The organism is Bradyrhizobium sp. CCBAU 53340, assembly GCF_015291645.1.
Taxonomy (GTDB): Bacteria; Pseudomonadota; Alphaproteobacteria; order Rhizobiales; family Xanthobacteraceae; genus Bradyrhizobium.
Map to the genome: position 1 here is coordinate 887,673 of NZ_CP030056.1, position 16,676 is coordinate 904,348.

A 16,676-nucleotide genomic window follows, 5' to 3' on the forward strand; every position below is an offset into this window, starting at 1 on the left:
AGCGTTTAGCGGCCGTGGCGACAATGCAGTAAGCCGTAGCTCGACATTTTGATGGATTTCAATCAACCTAACCATCGAGCCATCCAACGCTCTGCCATATACTGAAGAAAATATAGGGGTGGATTGCGCGCCAGGAGGAAGCGATGATGGAGGAAACTAAATTCGGCCGTCGCGACGAGTTTGGTCACTACGCGCCTAAGGAGCTCATCAGTTATGGGCCGTTGTTCACGTTGCCTCCGAAACCTATGGCGGTGATAAAGTGGTTGCCAGGGTACTTTTTGCCTTGGAACCTGCTGCTTATCGTGTTCGGGATCGGTTATTGGCTCTTTCTTGCGCCGTCTCTTGAACAAATGAAGACACTCGAGATCGGCTGGGTACTTTATCTCGTTCTCCTCAACTATGCCATCGTCGTCCTTTGGTATGGCGCCTGGCACTCTTGGCTCTACGTTTTGCGACGGCAGGAGACGCGCTTTAAGTACAACCCGCGTTGGCCCACGGCCAGAGCTACTGTTTTCGTCTTCGGCAAACAGGCTTTGGACAATATTTTCTGGACGATAACGAGCGGCGTTCCGGTCTTTACAGCATATCAGGTCGCGGCGTTTTATCTTTATGCCAACGGCTACGTGCCTCTCATCACCTTGTCAGACAACCCAATATGGTTCATCGTCCTGCTGTTACTCGTCCCATTCATTCATGAGGTCCACTTTTACGCGGTTCACCGCCTGCTTCATACTCGTCTCCTCTACAAGTACGTTCATTCATTGCACCACAATAATACGAACGTGCTTCCCTGGTCGGGATTAGCGATGCACCCGGTCGAACACATCCTGTATTTTTCTGTCATCGTGTTGATCGCTGTCTTCAATTCACATCCAATACATATGCTTGCCATGGTGATGCGCGCGGGCCTCGCTCCAGCAATTGCCCATACCGGTTTCGATCGAACCGAGCTGGGGGGCGAGCGCACCGTCCCATCTGGAGTCTACGCTCATTATCTTCACCACAAGCTTTTCGAGGTGAATTACGCTGATGGGGCGGTCCCACTAGACAAGTGGTTTGGCAGCTTTCACGACGGCAGCCCTGAAGCCGATGAGCGTCTAAAGCTTCGTATGGAACGGCGTGCTGAAGCTTATGCCAAGAAGGACGCTCGAGCCTGACTGGGTGCTCAACGTACCCTAGAATCCTATTGAAGAACTCAAGCCGCACGGAGAACTCCGCGGCCAAGCACCACGTCAGCAAAGGGGAAACGTTATGATTGTGGCAAGGATTGTTCGTCGCGCATTTCTCGCAGGCGTCGCGGGGATCGCCCTTACAAGTGTAGCGTTCGCAGACGGGCCCACTCCGATTCGAGTTAAGTCGGACGCGCACGCCGAGGTACCGCAAAAGTTTAAGAATCACGCGGTTAAGATCGCGGTTGTCCGCCAGCTCAACACTGGCGACGTGTATCAGGAGTGGATTGCCGGCGTTGAGGCTGAAGCGAAGAAGCTCGGCGTCAAGCTGACGGTCTACAACGCCGACGGCGACAATGCGAAGCAGGCGCTGATGCTGCAGCAGGCCGTAGCCACTCAGCCGGATGCCATCGTCATTGGTTGGGGATTTGGTGATAGTCTGCGCGACGGCATCAAGGCGGCCGCTGACGCCAATATTCCTGTCGTGACCTACTACGTTTCGGTCGAGCCGTCGGACAAGGTCATCACCGTTGATCAGGGCGACAAGCTGATGATGACCGGCATCCTTGGTGCTCTGAAGGCCCATATCGGCGGCGACGGTGCAAAGGCTGACGTCATCTATGTCTATGTGCCAGGCTATCAGGCGCTCGATCTGCGCAACGAAGTCTGGAAGGAATTCTTGAGGGCCAACCCTGGCGTCAATACGGTAGCGACGATCGGCGTCGTCAACGCCAACACTGCCGCCCAGACGGCCGATCAGGCCAAGGCAGCGCTGACTGCCCATCCAAACGTCAAGGCGATTGTCGCGCCGTATGATGAGTTCACCAAAGGCGCATCGCTAGCGATCAGCGAACTCGGTCTGGCGGACAAGGTTAAGACCTATGGCATGGACATCTCAACTGCCGACATCGCGGTAATGACGAAGCCACACAGTCCTTGGGTGGTCACGGCTACCACCAACCAGTCCAATGTCGGCTCGGTCGTACTGCGGGTGGCCGCGGCCAGGATTGCCGGCGACCTCATCGGCAACACGCTGAGCGTGCCGCCGCTGGTTATCACTCAGGAAGAGCTGCGCACGAACAAAGTCGAGAACATCGAACAGCTTGGTGCGGTCTTTCCGGATCTGAAGACGCCGGACGTGGCGAAGGCCCCTTGGATGGATAAGATGAAATGAATCGGTCCACGCAGGAAAGCCTCGCTGGAGGTTGCCCTATGTCCGAGCGAACGAGAGCCCTCGTCGAGTTCCGCAACATCACCAAGCGCTTCGGTGCCACGCAAGCGCTAAAGGGTGTGAGCTTCTCGATTATGCCGGGCGAGACGCTGGGTCTGCTCGGTGCCAACGGCGCCGGCAAGTCCACGCTCATCAAAGTGCTCTCCGGCAATTTCCTGCGCACGTCCGGCGAAATCCTGATCGAGGGCGAGCGGACCGAAATCCGCTCGCCGACCGAAGCGCGTGACTGCGGCATCGCGACCGTTCACCAGAACATCGACGATGCCGTGGTGTTCGGCATGACAGTGGCAGAAAATTTGCTGCTCGACGATCTCTCGACCGCCGACTCGCCCTTCTTTCTCAACCGCCGCAGCGTCATGGACCGCGCGCAGCAGGTGCAGCAGAAGTTGGGCCTCAAGCTACCGCTGGAAGCTCCGGTGGAGGAACTGTCAGCGAGCGGTCGGCAGGAGGTGGCGATCGCGCGCGCCCTAGTGAAGAACCCTAAGCTGTTGATCCTCGACGAGCCGACTTCGACGCTGTCGGCGCGTGAAGCGGAAAAATTGTTCGAGGCGGTGGCGGACCTCAAGCGGCGCGGTATCGCGGTGCTTTACGTCTCGCACCGCATGAGCGAGAGCCAGCAACTATGCAACCGCGCAGTCGTTTTGCGCAATGGTCAGATCGTTTCCGAGCACCAGTCACCGCTCGATACGAATGCGATAGCGACATCAATTCTCGGCGATCTGATCTTGTCGGCGAAACATGTCATCCGCCGCTCGGACCAGGTGCCGGTGTTTGTCGGACGCGGCTTGCGTGTGCGGCCCGATGCGGTGCCCGTCGACCTGACGTTCCGCAAGGGCGAGGTGATCGGTATCACCGGGCTCGTTGGCGCCGGGAAGACCGAGCTTCTGGAACAGATTTACGGTGCTATGCCGCTGGTTTCGGGCAAGATGCTGCTCAACGATCGGCCCTTCAAGCCGCGCGACGCAGCCGATGCGCTGACGAGGGGCGTGGCGATGGTGCCGGAGGAGCGCGCGAAGCAATCGATCTTCCCTGGCGAGGGCCTGGCGAAGCATTGCTCGATCGGCGCAATGGGATTCTTCAGCCGCTATGGCTTCATCGACCTACATAAAGAAGTGGCATTCACCCAGGATATCATCCGTGACTACAACGTCAAGTGTCCCGGCTGGGATGCCCCCATCGAGGCGCTGTCGGGAGGCAATCAGCAGAAGCTGTTAGTCGGCCGCTGGCTCAAGCACGGCTGGTCACTTCTAATTCTTGACGAACCGTTCCGGGGAATCGACATCGGAGCGCGCGGCATCATCTCGGACGCGCTGCGGGCTTTCTCGGAGTACAACTCGGTCGTAGTCTCGTCGTCGGACCCTGAGGAAGTGGTGGAGGTCGCCGACCGCGTACTCATTATGGTCGAAGGAGCGATCGCGGGCGAAGTTATGGCGGATGCGCTCAGCTCCGAAGAGCTTTCTGAAATCATGAGCCGGACCGGTGCAGCTCGGCAAGGCGTAAGTGGGGGCACCCTTCAATGACAATCCAAAACTCGCTCGCGCAGCCGGCCGAGCCTGGATCCACCCGCGGCAGCGCGGAAAAGCTGAAAGTCTTCATCTACCGCTACGGGCTTTTGGCCGTTCTGGTGCTGATGATTCTGTTCTTCTCCTGGCAGCAGCCGTTCTTCCGCACGTTCGCCAATGCAATGTTTATCCTGCAAGCGGCCTCGGTGGTCGCGGTGATCGGGCTTGGCGCCACGGTTTCGATGACGGTCGGCGGATTCGACCTGTCCGTAGGAGCGTCGATGTCGCTTGCGGTGATGGCAGCAACCGCGGCGATGGTGATCGGCGACCTCGGTGGCGCCCCAGCGATTCTGATCGCCGTGGCGGCGGGCGTCGCGGTCGGCCTATTCAACACTTTTCTCATTGTCTACGCCCGCATCCCCGATCTGGTGGCAACGCTCTCCGGCTTGTTCCTCATCAACGGGTTGACCTTGCTCGGCGTCTCGGGCCAGTCGATCGCGGAGGGTATGTCGTTCAACGGCAATGTCGCTCCGGGCAAGTTCTCGCCGCTATTCGGCTGGCTAGGTGGTGGGCGGCTGTTCGGTATCCCAGCGTCAGTCGTGGTCGCAGGTCTGATATTCATCGTCGTCATTGTGCTGCTCAATTACACGCGGTGGGGGCGGGCCTTCTACGCCGTTGGGGGCAATCCGATCGCAGCCGCGGCGGCCGGCATCCGCGTGGCGCGTTATCGCATGGCGGCATACCTGATCTCCGGCGCGTTGGCAGCAATCGCCGGAGTCATGTTAGCGGCCCGCTCCAACCGGGGCGACGTCAATGTGGGCGACGCGTACTTGCTGCAGGCCGTGTCCGCCGCGCTCGTGGGATATGCCGTGCTTGGCGCCAACAAAGCGAATGCCGTCGGTACGCTGGTTGGCGCGGTCTTCGTCGCCACACTAATCAACGGACTGACAATGTTCAATTTCCCGTACTACGCGCAAAGCTTCGTTCAGGGAGTGCTGCTCGTGGTCGCGTTGCTGATGAGTTACACGCTTGGCCCACGCCGCCGTTGAACTTAGTTCTTGGTCGGCGATCTTGTGCGCGGTTGACGAACAAGGAGCTGTTACGCAAGAGATCTCCTCCAATATCCAGGAGGCACACACGGGGCCCGCCGAGTGGCTTCGAGCATAGCCGACGTGAAGCGCCGCGCAACGGAGACCGGCTCGGCTTCGAGTTAACTGCTCACCTACGCGCAGATGCTGTCCAACGACAGCGCGCGGCTGAAGACAGAGGTCCGGAGATTCCTGATGACGGTTCTTGCAGCTTAAAGCCGTCTCGGCGCATTCGGAGGAACGGTACGGAAGACGGAAAACCGTGTGAAGTACTGCAGTGGAGGATTGAAACCTTTGCCCTATCGCGCACTCGAGAACGGTCATTGTGAACCTCGCTAACCGGCGCGTGCACAAGAGATTTCGGAGCCGCCACATCCCAGGACAATCGACTGTCGTTTGACTGCCGAAGCTACGAGGCGTCAGCGTCATAAGTTTGCTAATTGATCCTTGAGGATGACTGCTGCCAGTCCAGCAAATTGGTAGACAACGTGGCTTGAGTACGCCTGACGCGATCCGCGGATCACTTTCTGAACTACCGATTGTTCGACGTTACCCAATCTTACCCAAAGAGAGTTCGGAAAACCGCTTACGACGGAACAGCGGGCGCTAGCCTTGCCGACACTGCGGCCTCTCGAAGAGGAGGGGGCACGAGGTTTACGGGCCAAAGAGCTCACCGGAGGGGAATCATGCCAAGGAAGTACGCTGCTTGTCCGGACCGTTCAGCAAATTTTGCTAGGAAAGCTACCCTTATCTGCTCCACGCTTTTGGCCGGAACGGCCATGGCGCTTACCCACGCCAAGGCAGACGACATCAATTGGCGCCAGTTCGAAGGCGAGTCGATCGTCTGGGCCTCCGATATTCATCCATATGCCGATGCGGTTGCAGCCCAGCTGCCGGAATTCGAGAAGCTTACCGGCATCAAGGTGACGCCGGAGCTTTATCCGGACGATGCGTATTGGAATAAGTTGACGATCCAGCTCAGCACCAAATCACCAAGCTGGGACGTTGTCGGTACGGGCATTCAACCGGCTTGGGATCTTGCGCCCGGTCAATTGCTTGAGCCCCTCGACCGCTATCTGAACGATCCGAAACTTACGGCGGCCGGCTACGATTACAAGGATTTCTTCCCAGCACTACGAGATGCGCTGACTTGGAAGGTCAAGGAAGGCCAGATCGAGCCGGGAAGCGGGCAGGTGTGGGCCATTCCGCATGGCTTCGAGAATATCCAACTGTTCTAACGGAAGGACATCCTCGACAAGTATGGCATCAAGGTCCCTACGACCCCGCCGGAGATGTCCGCGGCATGCGAAAAGCTGAAGGCTGCCGATCCGACGATTACGCCCCTTGGCGTCCGCGGTGTGCGGTTCTGGAGCAGCATCCACACGGCCGCAATCTCGATCGCCAGGTCCTACGGGGTGCACGATTTCACCGTCAAGGACGGTAAGCTCGACACCGGCCTCGACTCACCCGAGTCGATCGCTTTCCACAAGGACTATGTGGACATGATCAAGAAGTGCGCGGCGCCCTCCTTTGCTAACGACAATTGGTACCAGGTGGTCGAAGGCATCAATTCCGGCCGCACAGCCATGGCGATCGATTCCAACATGTTTGGCTTTTGGAACGACGTTGCCGGCAAGCCAGCCTCAGGCAAAATAGCATTTGCGCCGCCCTTGCGTGCTCCGAATGCCAAAAACTTCGAATCCAACATCTGGATCTGGTCTTTGGCGATGAATGCGGCATCGCAAAAGAAGGGAGCTGCGTGGCTCTTCATCCAATGGGCGACTTCGAAGCAAGTGAAGCTCAACGGTGCCGTGGCCGGCAAGCTCGTCAACTCTCCGCGCACCTCGACCTGGACTGACAAGGCATGGCTCGAATACGCGGCAAAGCCTGAATTCAACAACTTTGTCGACACGTTCAAGAGCGTGCAGGACCGGGCAAAGCTGGCCTTTACAGCTCGCGTCGGCTTTGCCGAAGCAATGAATGCCTGGGCCGTTGCCATGCAGAAAATGGTCAACGGAGCTGACGTGAAGGCGACATTGACAGACCTCGCGGCCGAAATCCGATCGACCATGTGAAGTGCCGAGGGGGCGGCGGCGACCCGCTGCCCCTTCTTGCAATTAGAGATGTAGTCATATGGAACTTCGAGGATACGACGCAATCGTGACGCTGCAGTCTTCGGCCAGCCAACTTGCCTCCTCACAGGATCGGCGGATCAAGAGCGCTGAGGAGCCGCGTCTTGACTGGTGGAGCATTGCAGCAATTGCGCCAGCCATCGTCATACTTGTAGGATTTCTGCTTCTGTTCTTCTACGGCGTCTATCAGTCGTTGACTGACCTCAGGTTCGGTCGCCCCTTGGTCCACTTCATCGGCCTCAACAATTACGCGGCGCTGATTAAGACAGAGGATTTCTGGAATAGCATTCGCGCGACGCTGGTCTACTCTGGATCCGCCGTCCTTGCCGAGGCAGCCTTCGGTCTCGCGCTTGCCAAGCTGTTCGCGACCGAAGTCTTCCTGGCCCGCGTGATGCGGCCGGTCATTCTCCTGCCCCTCGTCCTACCCCCGATGAGCGTAGCGCTCATGTGGACGACCATGATGGACCCACAAAACGGGATCATGAATTATCTGTTGTCGCTTGTCGGGATCGGCCGATTTGCCTGGATCTCAGATCCCGTGACCGCAATGTTCTCCCTGGTCCTGATCGACGTATGGACCTACACGCCCTTCTTCGCACTCATCATCTTCGCCGGCCTTCAGGGCATCAATGAAGAGGTGAGAGAAGCCGCGCGCGTTAACGGTGCGAAGGGCTTGGCGACCTTTCTGCACATCGAGCAGCCTCTGATTGCTCCCTACATTCTGATCGCGGCGGTGTTTCGGCTGATCGAGTCTCTCAACCAGTTCGACATCATCTTCGGGACAACCCAAGGCGGGCCCGGCAACAGCACTTCGGTTCTTTCGGTACGTGCCTACATCACCGCGTTCCAGAATCTCGCTTTTGGGCGTGGCGCCGCACTGATGGTGGTCAATTGGCTGATCGTGCTAGTCGGGACGTTCGCCATGGTCAAGCTCTGGCGCTTTGTTCGCCAGCGCGTCAGCTGAAGAGGCCGCGCATGCGCGTCAATCGTTCGACTCCCGCCAATCTGATCCTCAACCTGCTCGTGGGCGTTTGCGCATTTATCCTAGCTTTTCCGCTTATCTGGATATTGATGATGTCGCTGAAGCAGCAGGCCGAAGTCATGACCTGGCCACCGACCTTTCTGTTCTCGCCGACCCTGGAGAATTTTCGCGTGCTGTTTGATGTCGCCCAGGCGGGGGCGACCAGCTATGGCACCATCAAAGTCGATTTCTTGACGCCGATCACCAACAGCGTCGTCATAGCGCTGGGCTCGGTCATCGTGTCTCTGCTCGTGGGCGTGCCGGCCGGCTACGTGCTGGCGCGGCGCGACATACCTCTCAAAGAGGACATTGCGTTCTTCATTCTTGGATTCCGCTTTGCCCCGGTTCTCCTGGTCGTCATCCCGCTCTTCAGCGTATTCCAGACCATCGGGCTATATGACACCTATCTCGGCATGATCTGGGTCTACCAGGTGGTCACACTGCCGATGATCGTCTGGCTGAGCCGCTCCTACATCGAGGACATCCCCAAGGACATCGAGGAGGCGGCTGCCATGGACGGCGCCAAACCCGTTCGCGTCGTGCTGCACATCGTGCTGCCACTGTTGAAGCCAGGACTGATCGGAGCCTCATTGCTCATCTTCCTGCTCGCCTGGCACAATTTTGCCCTCGGTCTAATGCTGAGCTCGACCAAGGCGCCGGTGACGGTCGCTCTGCTCAAGCTTCTCAATCCGGGCGTGCAGTTCTATCCCGTCATGGCGGCCGGGCTCGTCGTGACGATGATCATTCCCGTCATCCTGATCGTCATTGGCCAGCGTCACCTCGAACGCGGCCTCACCTTCGGTGCCGTAAAATGAACACCCGGCCATTGATGTTCTTCGGAACGACGAATCTCGATCTCTGCTTCAACGTCGAGCGACTGCCGACTCCAGGTGAAAGCCTGATGGGCGGCTTGACCCGTTACCCCGGAGGCAAGGGCGCCAATCAGGCCGTTGCTGCCGCCCGGCTTGGCCTCAAGCCACATTTCTACACGCGTCTCGGCGATGACGATGCCGGCCACTGGCTGTTGCAGTCCCTGATGCAGGCCGGCGTTCGCGCAGATGCCATTCAGATCTCTGCGGGCGAGGTCTCCGGTTCAGCCCTGGTCATGGTCGGCGACGACGGCTCGAACATGATCGTCATAGACCCTGGCACGAATTTGAACGTGACACCCGAGATGATCGAGCGCGCGGCCGAGTTCATCGCGCGCGATGCAATCGTTGTTGCGGAAATGGGGATGCCGATCTCGGCCCTTAATCGGCTCTTCGAGATGAAGGCGGACAAGGGTTTTGAACTCATCTTCAAGCCGGCGCCGGTCAGGCCCGGGCTTTCACCGGCCGCGTGGGCAAGCGTTGACTTCGTCACGCCGAACCAGACGGAAGCCTTTGAGCTCACAGGGATCGAAGTCCTCGACTTCCACACAGCCGCGGGCGCGGCCTTAAAGCTTCTCGATCTCGGTCCAGCTGCCGCCCTAATCACCTTGGGCGCGCAGGGCGCTTACTATGCCGACAAGAAGCAATCTTTTTCTCTGCGCGCCTTCCCGGTGAAGGTCGTGGATACCACGGCCGCAGGGGATGCTTTCAATGGCGCCTTCGCCGCTTCATTGGCTGAGAGCCTGCCCTTGAGGGAAGCCGTACGAAGGGCGCTCGCGGTGGCAGCCCTGTGCGTGACGCGCCGCGGTGCTCAAAGCTCGATGCCGAGCCGCGAGGCGGTTGGCGAATTTCTGCAATCACAAACGATCCTGGAGTTGGAATGACTGAACAGTTCTCAGTTTCGGATAGAACGGTGCTCGTAACCGGAGCCGGTGGAGGCATCGGGTCGGCCATTGTTTCAATGCATTCCGGGCGGGAGGGGCGAATGTCCTTGCCACCGATGCTAATCTCGCAAACCTCAGGGAGACCTTGGCTGGCCTGCCCCATGGCAACGGCGTACTGCCAATGGCGATGGATGTCGCGCGGGAGGACGATGTCGCAAGGGTGCTAGATGAGATTGCCAGACGTTTCGGCCGGCTCGATGTGCTGGTGAATAACGCCGGCATCAAGTCTGCCGAGCCGCTCCTGAACGGCAATTCGGAAAAGATCGAGCGCACGATCCAGATCAACTCAGTCGCTGTCCTGCGCTCCTCCAAACTGGTGGTCGACCGGTTCATGAAGGCGAAAGGTGGCCGTATCGTCAACGTCGGCTCCTCGCTGTCCTCGCAAGGTGCAGTCTTCAACTATCAGGCTGGCGGCGCCGACTACTGCTTGTCCAAGGCGATCGTCCACGATCTCACCAAGCTGCTCGCCTACGAATGCGCGCCGCTCAAGATCAATGTCAACGCAATCGCCCCTGGCATTATCGACACGCCCATGCACGGGCGTCCCCGGGAGGAGACCGAAGCCCGCCATAGTGGCCGGATCCCGCTGGGACGCGTGGGTCTACCGGAGAATATCGCGGGTCTTGCTGTCTTTCTCGCAAGCCCCGCGGCCTCATATATGACCGGGCAGATTCTTCACGTGAACGGCGGGATGCTGATGAATGGCTAATACCGCCCCGGCCCATAACTGGCCGCAAGTCAAAGGTATCATTTCGGATCTCGATGGCGTGGTTTATCGCGGCAACGCGGCGATACCAGATGCTATCCAGACATTTGGAGCTTGGCAGACGGCAGGATTGCCGTTCTGCTTCGTGACTAACAATTCCACCCATACCCCCGAAGATGTCTCCGCAAACTTGCGAGTTTCGGGCTTGTCGTCACGCCGAAAGACGTTGTCACGAGCGCCATCACTGCCGCCGAGCTCATTCGCGCGACATACAAGGATGCAACGCGCGTATTCGTCGTGGGCGCGCCATCGCTGGTGAAGGCCATCACCGAAGCGGGGCTCGATGTGACCGATCGCGAACCCGATGCCGTGGTCATGGGCCTCGATCGCTAGATAACGCATGAGAAGCTGCGGATTGCGGTCGAAGCGATCCTGAACGGTGCCGCATTCGTCGGCACCAACCCCGATCTCCTCCTGCCGACCGCAGGCGGTTTCGAACCTGGAGCAGGAGCAACGATCACAGCTGTAGCTGCTGCCACAGGCGTGAAGCCCTTGATTGTCGGGAAACCTGAGCCGCACATGATCGAGACGGCACTTTCCCGTCTCGGGACGGCGCGCAACGCCACATTGATGATTGGCGACCAGATCCAGACGGATATCCAGGCCGGAAAGCGAGCGAAGCTACCGACGGTGCTGGTCACGACCGGCGTGCCGCCCCGCGAAGACCCATCCCTGGTGCCACCTGATTTTATCGTCTCCAGCCTGGCAGAGATTGAGGTCCCGGCGGCGCTGGTCGAACGGATTCGACAGAGGAGTTCGTGATGGCCGATGTTCGTTTGGAAGGCGTCAACAAGGCCTATGGGACAATCCAGATCCTGCGGAACATTGATCTCACCATCGATCACGGCGAGTTCGTCGTGTTCGTCGGACCTTCGGGATCGGGCAAGTCGACGCTGTTGCGAATGATTGGAGGACTAGAACGAATCAGCGGCGGCCGGCTTCTGATTGACAACGAGCTCGTCAATGATGTCGATGCGGCGGATCGAAACCTCGGGATGGTGTTTCAGAGCTACGCGCTCTATCCGCACATGACTGTGCGCGAGAACCTTGCCTTTCCTCTGCGAATGGCAAAGGTTGCGAAGACCGGGATCGAGACCAGGGTCGCCGAGACTGCGTCGCTGCTACAGATCGATCATCTTCTGGACCGAAAACCCCGACAACTCTCGGGCGGCCAGCGTCAGCGCGTTGCGATTGGCCGCGCAATTGTTCGCGAACCCAAGGTGTTCCTATTCGACGAACCCCTGTCGAACCTTGATACCGAATTGCGGGTGCAGATGCGGGTTCAGATTGCCAAGCTCCACAAGCAGCTTGGGAATACCATGATCTACGTGACACACGACCAGGTGGAAGCCATGACAATGGCCGACAAGATCGTCGTACTCAAGGACGGCAACATCGAGCAGGTGGGAAGCCCGCATGATCTCTATCACAATCCGGCATCCCGGTTTGTGGCCGGATTCATCGGCTCACCCAAGATGAATTTCCTGGGCGGCCACATCGAGGCGGCGCACGAGGCGGGCATGGACGTCAGGCTCGACGCCGGGGCGACAGTCTCCGTCCCCGTGCAGCCGGATCAATTGCTCGTCGGCAAGCCGATCACACTCGGAATTCGCCCCGATGACTTCTCTCCATCTGCGGCGGAGAGGAAAGAGATCGCGATCGAACTCGACGTCGATTTCGTCGAGCATCTTGGCAGCGTCACCTACATCTACGGAAACGCTGGCAAGGAATCGGTGGTCGCAAAGGCGCCAAAGCCGGAGTCACAGAAGAGGTCTGGCAAGGTTCGTCTTGCGGCGTCGCCGGCGGACTGCCACCTGTTCGTGACGAACGGAAAGGCGCTGCGCCGGTTGCACGCGCCCGCAAATTGGAGCTAGTTTTCGCAACCGCCGTGCAGGAGGCGGGCAAGTCATGCACACGCGGACAGACCAGGCAAAGGGCGGCGGCATCAGGCGGTTCTTCCGCAACTCCCGCTCCTTTATGCTTGGGGCTGGAATAGGATCGGGCATGACCGCGCGAGCGGCCGAACGGGCGGGCGCGGATTTCGTTCTCGCCCTTAACGCCGGCCGATTTCGCGCGATGGGGGGCTCTTCGCCAGCCTCAATTCTTCCAATCCGCAATACAAACGAATTCGTGGCGGGCTTCGGCCGGACCGAGATCCTGCCCTCAACGAAATTGCCGGTATTTTTTGGCGCTTGTACCTTCGATCCGCAGCTGGATATCGACCGCTTTCTCGACCGCATCATGCGATGGGGTTTTTCAGGCGTCACCAATTTCCCGTCCGTCATCCACATTGATGACTACAGGAGATCACTGCTTGAAAGTTGCGGGCTCGGCTACGAGCGGGAAATCGAACTCCTGGTCAAAGCCGCAAAACGCGGCCTAATGACCATCGCTTATACTCGCACCCAGTCCGAAGCAAGGCGCATGGTTGAAGCTGGAGCTGAAGCCATCTGTATCAACTTCAATCTCAACCGCGCTGTCGAAAGCGGATGCGACTTGTCGATCAGCCTGTCGGAGCTTGCCGCGCGAACGAGCGCTGTTGCGCGTGTCGCTCAATCCGTCGACGTGAACGCAATTTGCCTGCTTGGTGGCGGGCCAATCACGAAGCCTGACGAACTCCTGGACATCTGCCGAGAAACGGGTGTGCAGGGTTTCATTGGCGGTTCGTCGCTCGACCGCATCCCGCTCGAAATGTCAGTTCTCGAGGTAACCTCGGGCTTTAAGACCATCCACTTATTGCGAGAGAAGGTCGATCTCCTCGAGCGCCAGCTCCAGTTGAGCGGATTCCGGCATGGCGTCATCGCGCAGTCCTCGATCATGAAGCACGTGCTTGAGACTGCAAGGCGCTTGGCAAGTAATCCCAATTCTGTGCTGGTGTGGGGCGAGGCGGGATCGGGAAAGCGAAGGATAGCGAACCTCGTCCATGCCTTTAGCGATCGGAGACACACGAAGGCCGCGCTGTTTCATTGCCGCCGAGGGCCGGCAATCGACACGGTCGGTGCGCTGTTCGGTGCCGAGAGCGCTGAGAATAGGAGGCGCCAACTGTCGCTCCTCGAAGCCGCAAGTGATTCCGCGCTCCTGCTGACGCATGTCGATCAGCTGTCGCGAGATGGGCAAGAGCGTCTCGCGGACTATCTCGAGACGGGTACTTTCACGCCGCTGAACGGCGTATCCGTTGTAAGGTCAAACGCCCGGATCATCGCAACCGCGACAGTGACCCGCGGAGCAAGCTTGGAAAGTGTTCTATGTCCCCGCCTTCTTGCCTTCTTTGCCGGGCTTGACATAGAACAACCCGCTTTGCCAAACCGTCTGGAGGACCTTCCACAGCTCATTCAGCATTTTGCCGTCGAAGCCAAGGGGGATTCGAATGCACAAACGCTGGCAATAGAGAAGTCCGCGTTCTTGGCGTTAGCGGGCCACCATTGGCCCGGAAATTTGAGAGAATTGCGCCAGATCGTCAATCAACTGGTGATGGTGAAAGACGCGCATATAACTGCTGACGTCCTCAAGCCGCTTCTGAACTCGACGTCGCCCGCTCGGCCCAAAGGAGCATTCTCCGAGCGCGAGTGGTTCATCGAAGGCCTAAAACGAAACAGGCTCCACCGTGGCAAGACCGCACAATCTCTTGGGCTTTCAAGGAAGACGCTTTACAACAAGATAAAGAAACTGCGGATCCTAGAATAGCCTACCCTCATTTCTTGCGTCGGGTTTGCTGCGACGTAGTCGCATGCAAAAACGAGAACCTTGGCATCGACGATGCCTGTTGGCCAAGGCTGATCAACCCCATTTCGTCGCAAATCCTACGCGCAAGAGCCTCTTCGGGCAAATACACAATACCTTCGAGATGCGCTCCAAGTCTCGTCTCTGCCATCGTGATCTCAGAATCCTTGGCAGCAACAAACAGGATTTTGAATCCCAGGCTGGCGAACCATTCCATACGTCGAAGTTCGAGCTCCAGTCCGGAGTTAATTGGCATGCCATCCGTAGCCTGCTCAATGATAGATGCAGGTGGGAAATTTGTGACGCCGGAGATTCTCGCCTCTTTCAGCAAGTCGGCAAAATCCTCCCAACAGGCAAAGGGATCGATCATGACCATCGCCGCGTAGGCGCGAATGGACGCTTGCTTGTCGAGGCTGCGCAAATCTCGCAAAAGACAGTCATTCCAGTCGACGACAGGTAAAGTCGCCATTACGAGCATCGAGTCTGCTGGAAAGCTCCGCAGGGACGGCGCGTAGATTTCCAAGGGCGCGCCTCTAGATGCGGCCGTTAAGCGCGTGGCAAGCTTGCAGCTGACTATACCCATTCTTACCCACCCGGAAGTATCGCCGATGTTATACAATGCTTCAGCCCGGTCTAGACCTCCTATTGTTGAGAATGCTCCGGGAGGAAATTCGTGTCTCATTATTTGGCGGACGGCCAAGCGTCGGTCCCGGATGGAGCCTCGCCTGTAAATGTTTCAATCCGTGCGTGTGAAAGCCGGCGTCACCCTTGTCGGTGGTTGGTTGAAGCTGAAGCAAAAATCACCCGCTGGATCCTTTCGCGGCCACTAAGGGGAAATCTCGCGGCCGCCAGTGATGGGAAAGAGGTGTTCCGCTTCACCGCAACCTTCAATGGTCTGGATCACGCGCAAGCGCCAAAGCCCGTGCCGACCCTCGCTCTCCGAATGCGAGAGTGGCGGCGCAAGTCTCCAGCCTGGTCCAGCGTCTCGTCCGGAATCTCTCCGAACTGGGGGGCACCAGGAAAATCTAATTCAATCGGTAATTTGGTCGCGGTGGTCTCCGGCGTCCTATGTCGATGCGTTGGGCGACCAACTATCCGATTTGTCGCCTGCTAACGATAGCCTTCGGCTCCGCTGGCAGACCGGTTCGTCTGCCTTCCTCCCTCAACTTAAGCCGCTGTTGGAGAAATCTGACAGCGGCTTTTTCTTAAAGGACACTAGGCATCTCATTCATTGAAGCGCGAGTGTCGCTAACGAGCGCGCCAATCCTCAAGGGCGGGACCCTTCCACGCTCTCGGCATTGAAGGAACACGCCCGTACCTCCAAAGGCAGTGAGATAGTAAAATTCGATTAGACCGAAGACTTTATGAGTGAGACAAATGAGGTAGAGTCAGTTCGCCTTTGCCCGAGGCAACCGAGGCGTTTAACTTGTTCGCAGCCGCAGCTAGGATCGGCACCGAAACTACGTTCTCGCCCGCTAGGCGCACAGCGCAATTAATATCCTTTGCGGAATTGGCAATTGAGACGGCCAGAACATCGGGTTTTTCGCCCAACAAAAAGGCAGCGAAGGCTTGGAATATTCCGCTGTTAGTGGAACCGCGGCTGACCAGAGAGCGGAGTGTTACAAGATCAATGTCAAGAGCCTTTGCGAATTGGCAGACCTCTGCTGCGACGGCCGCTATGCCCATAGTCATGCTGTTGTAAACAAGCTTGAGCTTATGACCCTGTCCGACTTCTCCGACATGAAGAACGGTCTCACAAAATGCAGCAAGAATGCCTTCCGCCACAGGAAAGAGCGTCTCGTTCGATCCAACGATCGCATTGAGAAGGCCGAACTCAGCTTGTTCGGGGCTACGTGTTACTGGGGCATCTACAAAACCTAGGCCATGTTCTTGAGCCTGCTCCGCCAGTGTAACTGTCGAAGCAGGATAAGATGTCGTGCAGTCAATTATCAAACCGCCACGGGACATATGGACAAAAAGCCCATCCTGCCCAAGGCACACTGCCTCAACCTCGCGGCTTGACGGTAGGGACAACACCACAGCGCTTACATGTTGCGCCAACTCAGCGATCGAAGGATGTTCACGGGCACCGGCTGAAGCAAATCGATTCGCACCGAAACGATTCTTGTTGGCTTTGATATGCAGTTCAATTTGATGACGCATCAGGCTAATACCCATTCCAGTTCCCATTCGCCCGACGCCGACAAGACCTATTCTCTGTTTCGCAGTGCTAG

At 58.0% G+C, this 16,676-nt stretch carries 12 protein-coding genes and 4 pseudogenes; 14 read left to right on the forward strand and 2 right to left on the reverse strand.

Features of this window, described 5'->3' with window-relative positions; all coding sequences use genetic code 11:
- Window positions 1-143: 143 nt before the first annotated feature.
- The 14 genes and pseudogenes from XH89_RS40720 to XH89_RS40775 all read left to right on the forward strand — a co-directional run bounded on the left by XH89_RS40720 (window position 144) and on the right by XH89_RS40775 (window position 14,406).
- Window positions 144-1,157 (forward strand): sterol desaturase family protein, encoded by a 1,014-nt coding sequence (locus XH89_RS40720; protein WP_128955099.1) that lies wholly within the window; start codon window positions 144-146, stop codon window positions 1,155-1,157.
- A 94-nt stretch (window positions 1,158-1,251) separates the two neighbouring features.
- Window positions 1,252-2,343: a substrate-binding domain-containing protein gene (locus XH89_RS40725; RefSeq protein WP_128929771.1), complete on the forward strand. Its 1,092-nt coding sequence runs from the start codon at window positions 1,252-1,254 to the stop codon at window positions 2,341-2,343.
- Window positions 2,344-2,381: 38 nt separating this feature from the next.
- Entirely contained in the window at window positions 2,382-3,920 is a 1,539-nt protein-coding gene (locus XH89_RS40730) for a sugar ABC transporter ATP-binding protein (RefSeq protein WP_164934141.1), read from the forward strand.
- A gap of 110 nt (window positions 3,921-4,030) precedes the next feature.
- On the forward strand, window positions 4,031-4,951 hold the full coding sequence (locus XH89_RS40735; RefSeq protein ID WP_245478061.1) for an ABC transporter permease: 921 nt from the start codon (window positions 4,031-4,033) through the stop codon (window positions 4,949-4,951).
- A 13-nt stretch (window positions 4,952-4,964) separates the two neighbouring features.
- A pseudogene (locus tag XH89_RS41765) lies at window positions 4,965-5,206 on the forward strand (hypothetical protein); the annotation flags it as partial.
- Between the two features lie 563 nt (window positions 5,207-5,769).
- A pseudogene (locus tag XH89_RS40740) lies at window positions 5,770-7,065 on the forward strand (extracellular solute-binding protein).
- Between the two features lie 85 nt (window positions 7,066-7,150).
- On the forward strand, window positions 7,151-8,086 hold the full coding sequence (locus XH89_RS40745) for a carbohydrate ABC transporter permease (RefSeq protein WP_232995606.1): 936 nt from the start codon (window positions 7,151-7,153) through the stop codon (window positions 8,084-8,086).
- Between the two features lie 11 nt (window positions 8,087-8,097).
- The gene (locus XH89_RS40750) at window positions 8,098-8,958 is read left to right on the forward strand and encodes a carbohydrate ABC transporter permease (protein ID WP_128929767.1); all 861 of its coding nucleotides are present in this window, start codon (window positions 8,098-8,100) and stop codon (window positions 8,956-8,958) included.
- A complete protein-coding gene (locus tag XH89_RS40755) occupies window positions 8,955-9,896 on the forward strand; it encodes a ribokinase (RefSeq protein ID WP_128929766.1) in 942 nt (313 codons plus the stop codon). Before XH89_RS40750 ends, XH89_RS40755 begins: the two co-directional genes overlap by 4 nt.
- A 136-nt stretch (window positions 9,897-10,032) precedes the next feature.
- Window positions 10,033-10,665: pseudogene (locus XH89_RS40760) on the forward strand (SDR family NAD(P)-dependent oxidoreductase); the annotation flags it as partial.
- Window positions 10,658-10,944: pseudogene (locus tag XH89_RS41770) on the forward strand (phosphotransferase); the annotation flags it as partial. The pseudogenes XH89_RS40760 and XH89_RS41770, both read left to right, overlap by 8 nt.
- Before the next feature lie 297 nt (window positions 10,945-11,241).
- Window positions 11,242-11,484, forward strand: a complete 243-nt coding sequence (locus XH89_RS41775; RefSeq protein ID WP_232995604.1) for an HAD hydrolase-like protein — start codon at window positions 11,242-11,244, stop codon at window positions 11,482-11,484.
- Window positions 11,484-12,596 carry an ABC transporter ATP-binding protein gene (locus XH89_RS40770; protein ID WP_128929765.1) on the forward strand — a complete coding sequence of 371 codons (1,113 nt, stop codon included), beginning with the start codon at window positions 11,484-11,486 and terminating at the stop codon, window positions 12,594-12,596. The genes XH89_RS41775 and XH89_RS40770 overlap by 1 nt, the downstream gene beginning before the upstream one ends.
- Before the next feature lie 34 nt (window positions 12,597-12,630).
- Window positions 12,631-14,406, forward strand: a complete 1,776-nt coding sequence (locus XH89_RS40775; RefSeq protein ID WP_188637435.1) for a phosphoenolpyruvate hydrolase family protein — start codon at window positions 12,631-12,633, stop codon at window positions 14,404-14,406.
- Between the two features lie 7 nt (window positions 14,407-14,413).
- Here XH89_RS40775 and XH89_RS40780 read toward each other — a convergent pair whose 3' ends face one another.
- Together XH89_RS40780 and XH89_RS40785 are read right to left on the reverse strand one after the other, a co-directional pair.
- Entirely contained in the window at window positions 14,414-14,965 is a 552-nt protein-coding gene (locus tag XH89_RS40780) for a hypothetical protein (RefSeq protein ID WP_232995603.1), read from the reverse strand.
- Window positions 14,966-15,804: 839 nt separating this feature from the next.
- A complete protein-coding gene (locus tag XH89_RS40785) occupies window positions 15,805-16,620 on the reverse strand; it encodes an NAD(P)-dependent oxidoreductase (RefSeq protein ID WP_164934142.1) in 816 nt (271 codons plus the stop codon).
- Window positions 16,621-16,676 lie beyond the last annotated feature (56 nt).

Excerpts from the sequence above, each read along its gene's own strand:
- XH89_RS40720 (WP_128955099.1), top strand. The coding sequence starts at position 144 with ATGATGGAGGAAACTAAATTCGGCCGTCGCGACGAGTTTGGTCACTAC.
- XH89_RS40725 (WP_128929771.1), top strand. The coding sequence starts at position 1,252 with ATGATTGTGGCAAGGATTGTTCGTCGCGCATTTCTCGCAGGCGTCGCG.
- XH89_RS40730 (WP_164934141.1), top strand. The coding sequence starts at position 2,382 with ATGTCCGAGCGAACGAGAGCCCTCGTCGAGTTCCGCAACATCACCAAG.
- XH89_RS40735 (WP_245478061.1), top strand. The coding sequence starts at position 4,031 with ATGATTCTGTTCTTCTCCTGGCAGCAGCCGTTCTTCCGCACGTTCGCC.
- XH89_RS40750 (WP_128929767.1), top strand. The coding sequence starts at position 8,098 with ATGCGCGTCAATCGTTCGACTCCCGCCAATCTGATCCTCAACCTGCTC.
- XH89_RS40755 (WP_128929766.1), top strand. The coding sequence starts at position 8,955 with ATGAACACCCGGCCATTGATGTTCTTCGGAACGACGAATCTCGATCTC.
- XH89_RS41775 (WP_232995604.1), top strand. The coding sequence starts at position 11,242 with ATGATCGAGACGGCACTTTCCCGTCTCGGGACGGCGCGCAACGCCACA.
- XH89_RS40770 (WP_128929765.1), top strand. The coding sequence starts at position 11,484 with ATGGCCGATGTTCGTTTGGAAGGCGTCAACAAGGCCTATGGGACAATC.
- XH89_RS40775 (WP_188637435.1), top strand. The coding sequence starts at position 12,631 with ATGCACACGCGGACAGACCAGGCAAAGGGCGGCGGCATCAGGCGGTTC.
- XH89_RS40785 (WP_164934142.1), bottom strand. The coding sequence starts at position 16,620 with ATGGGTATTAGCCTGATGCGTCATCAAATTGAACTGCATATCAAAGCC.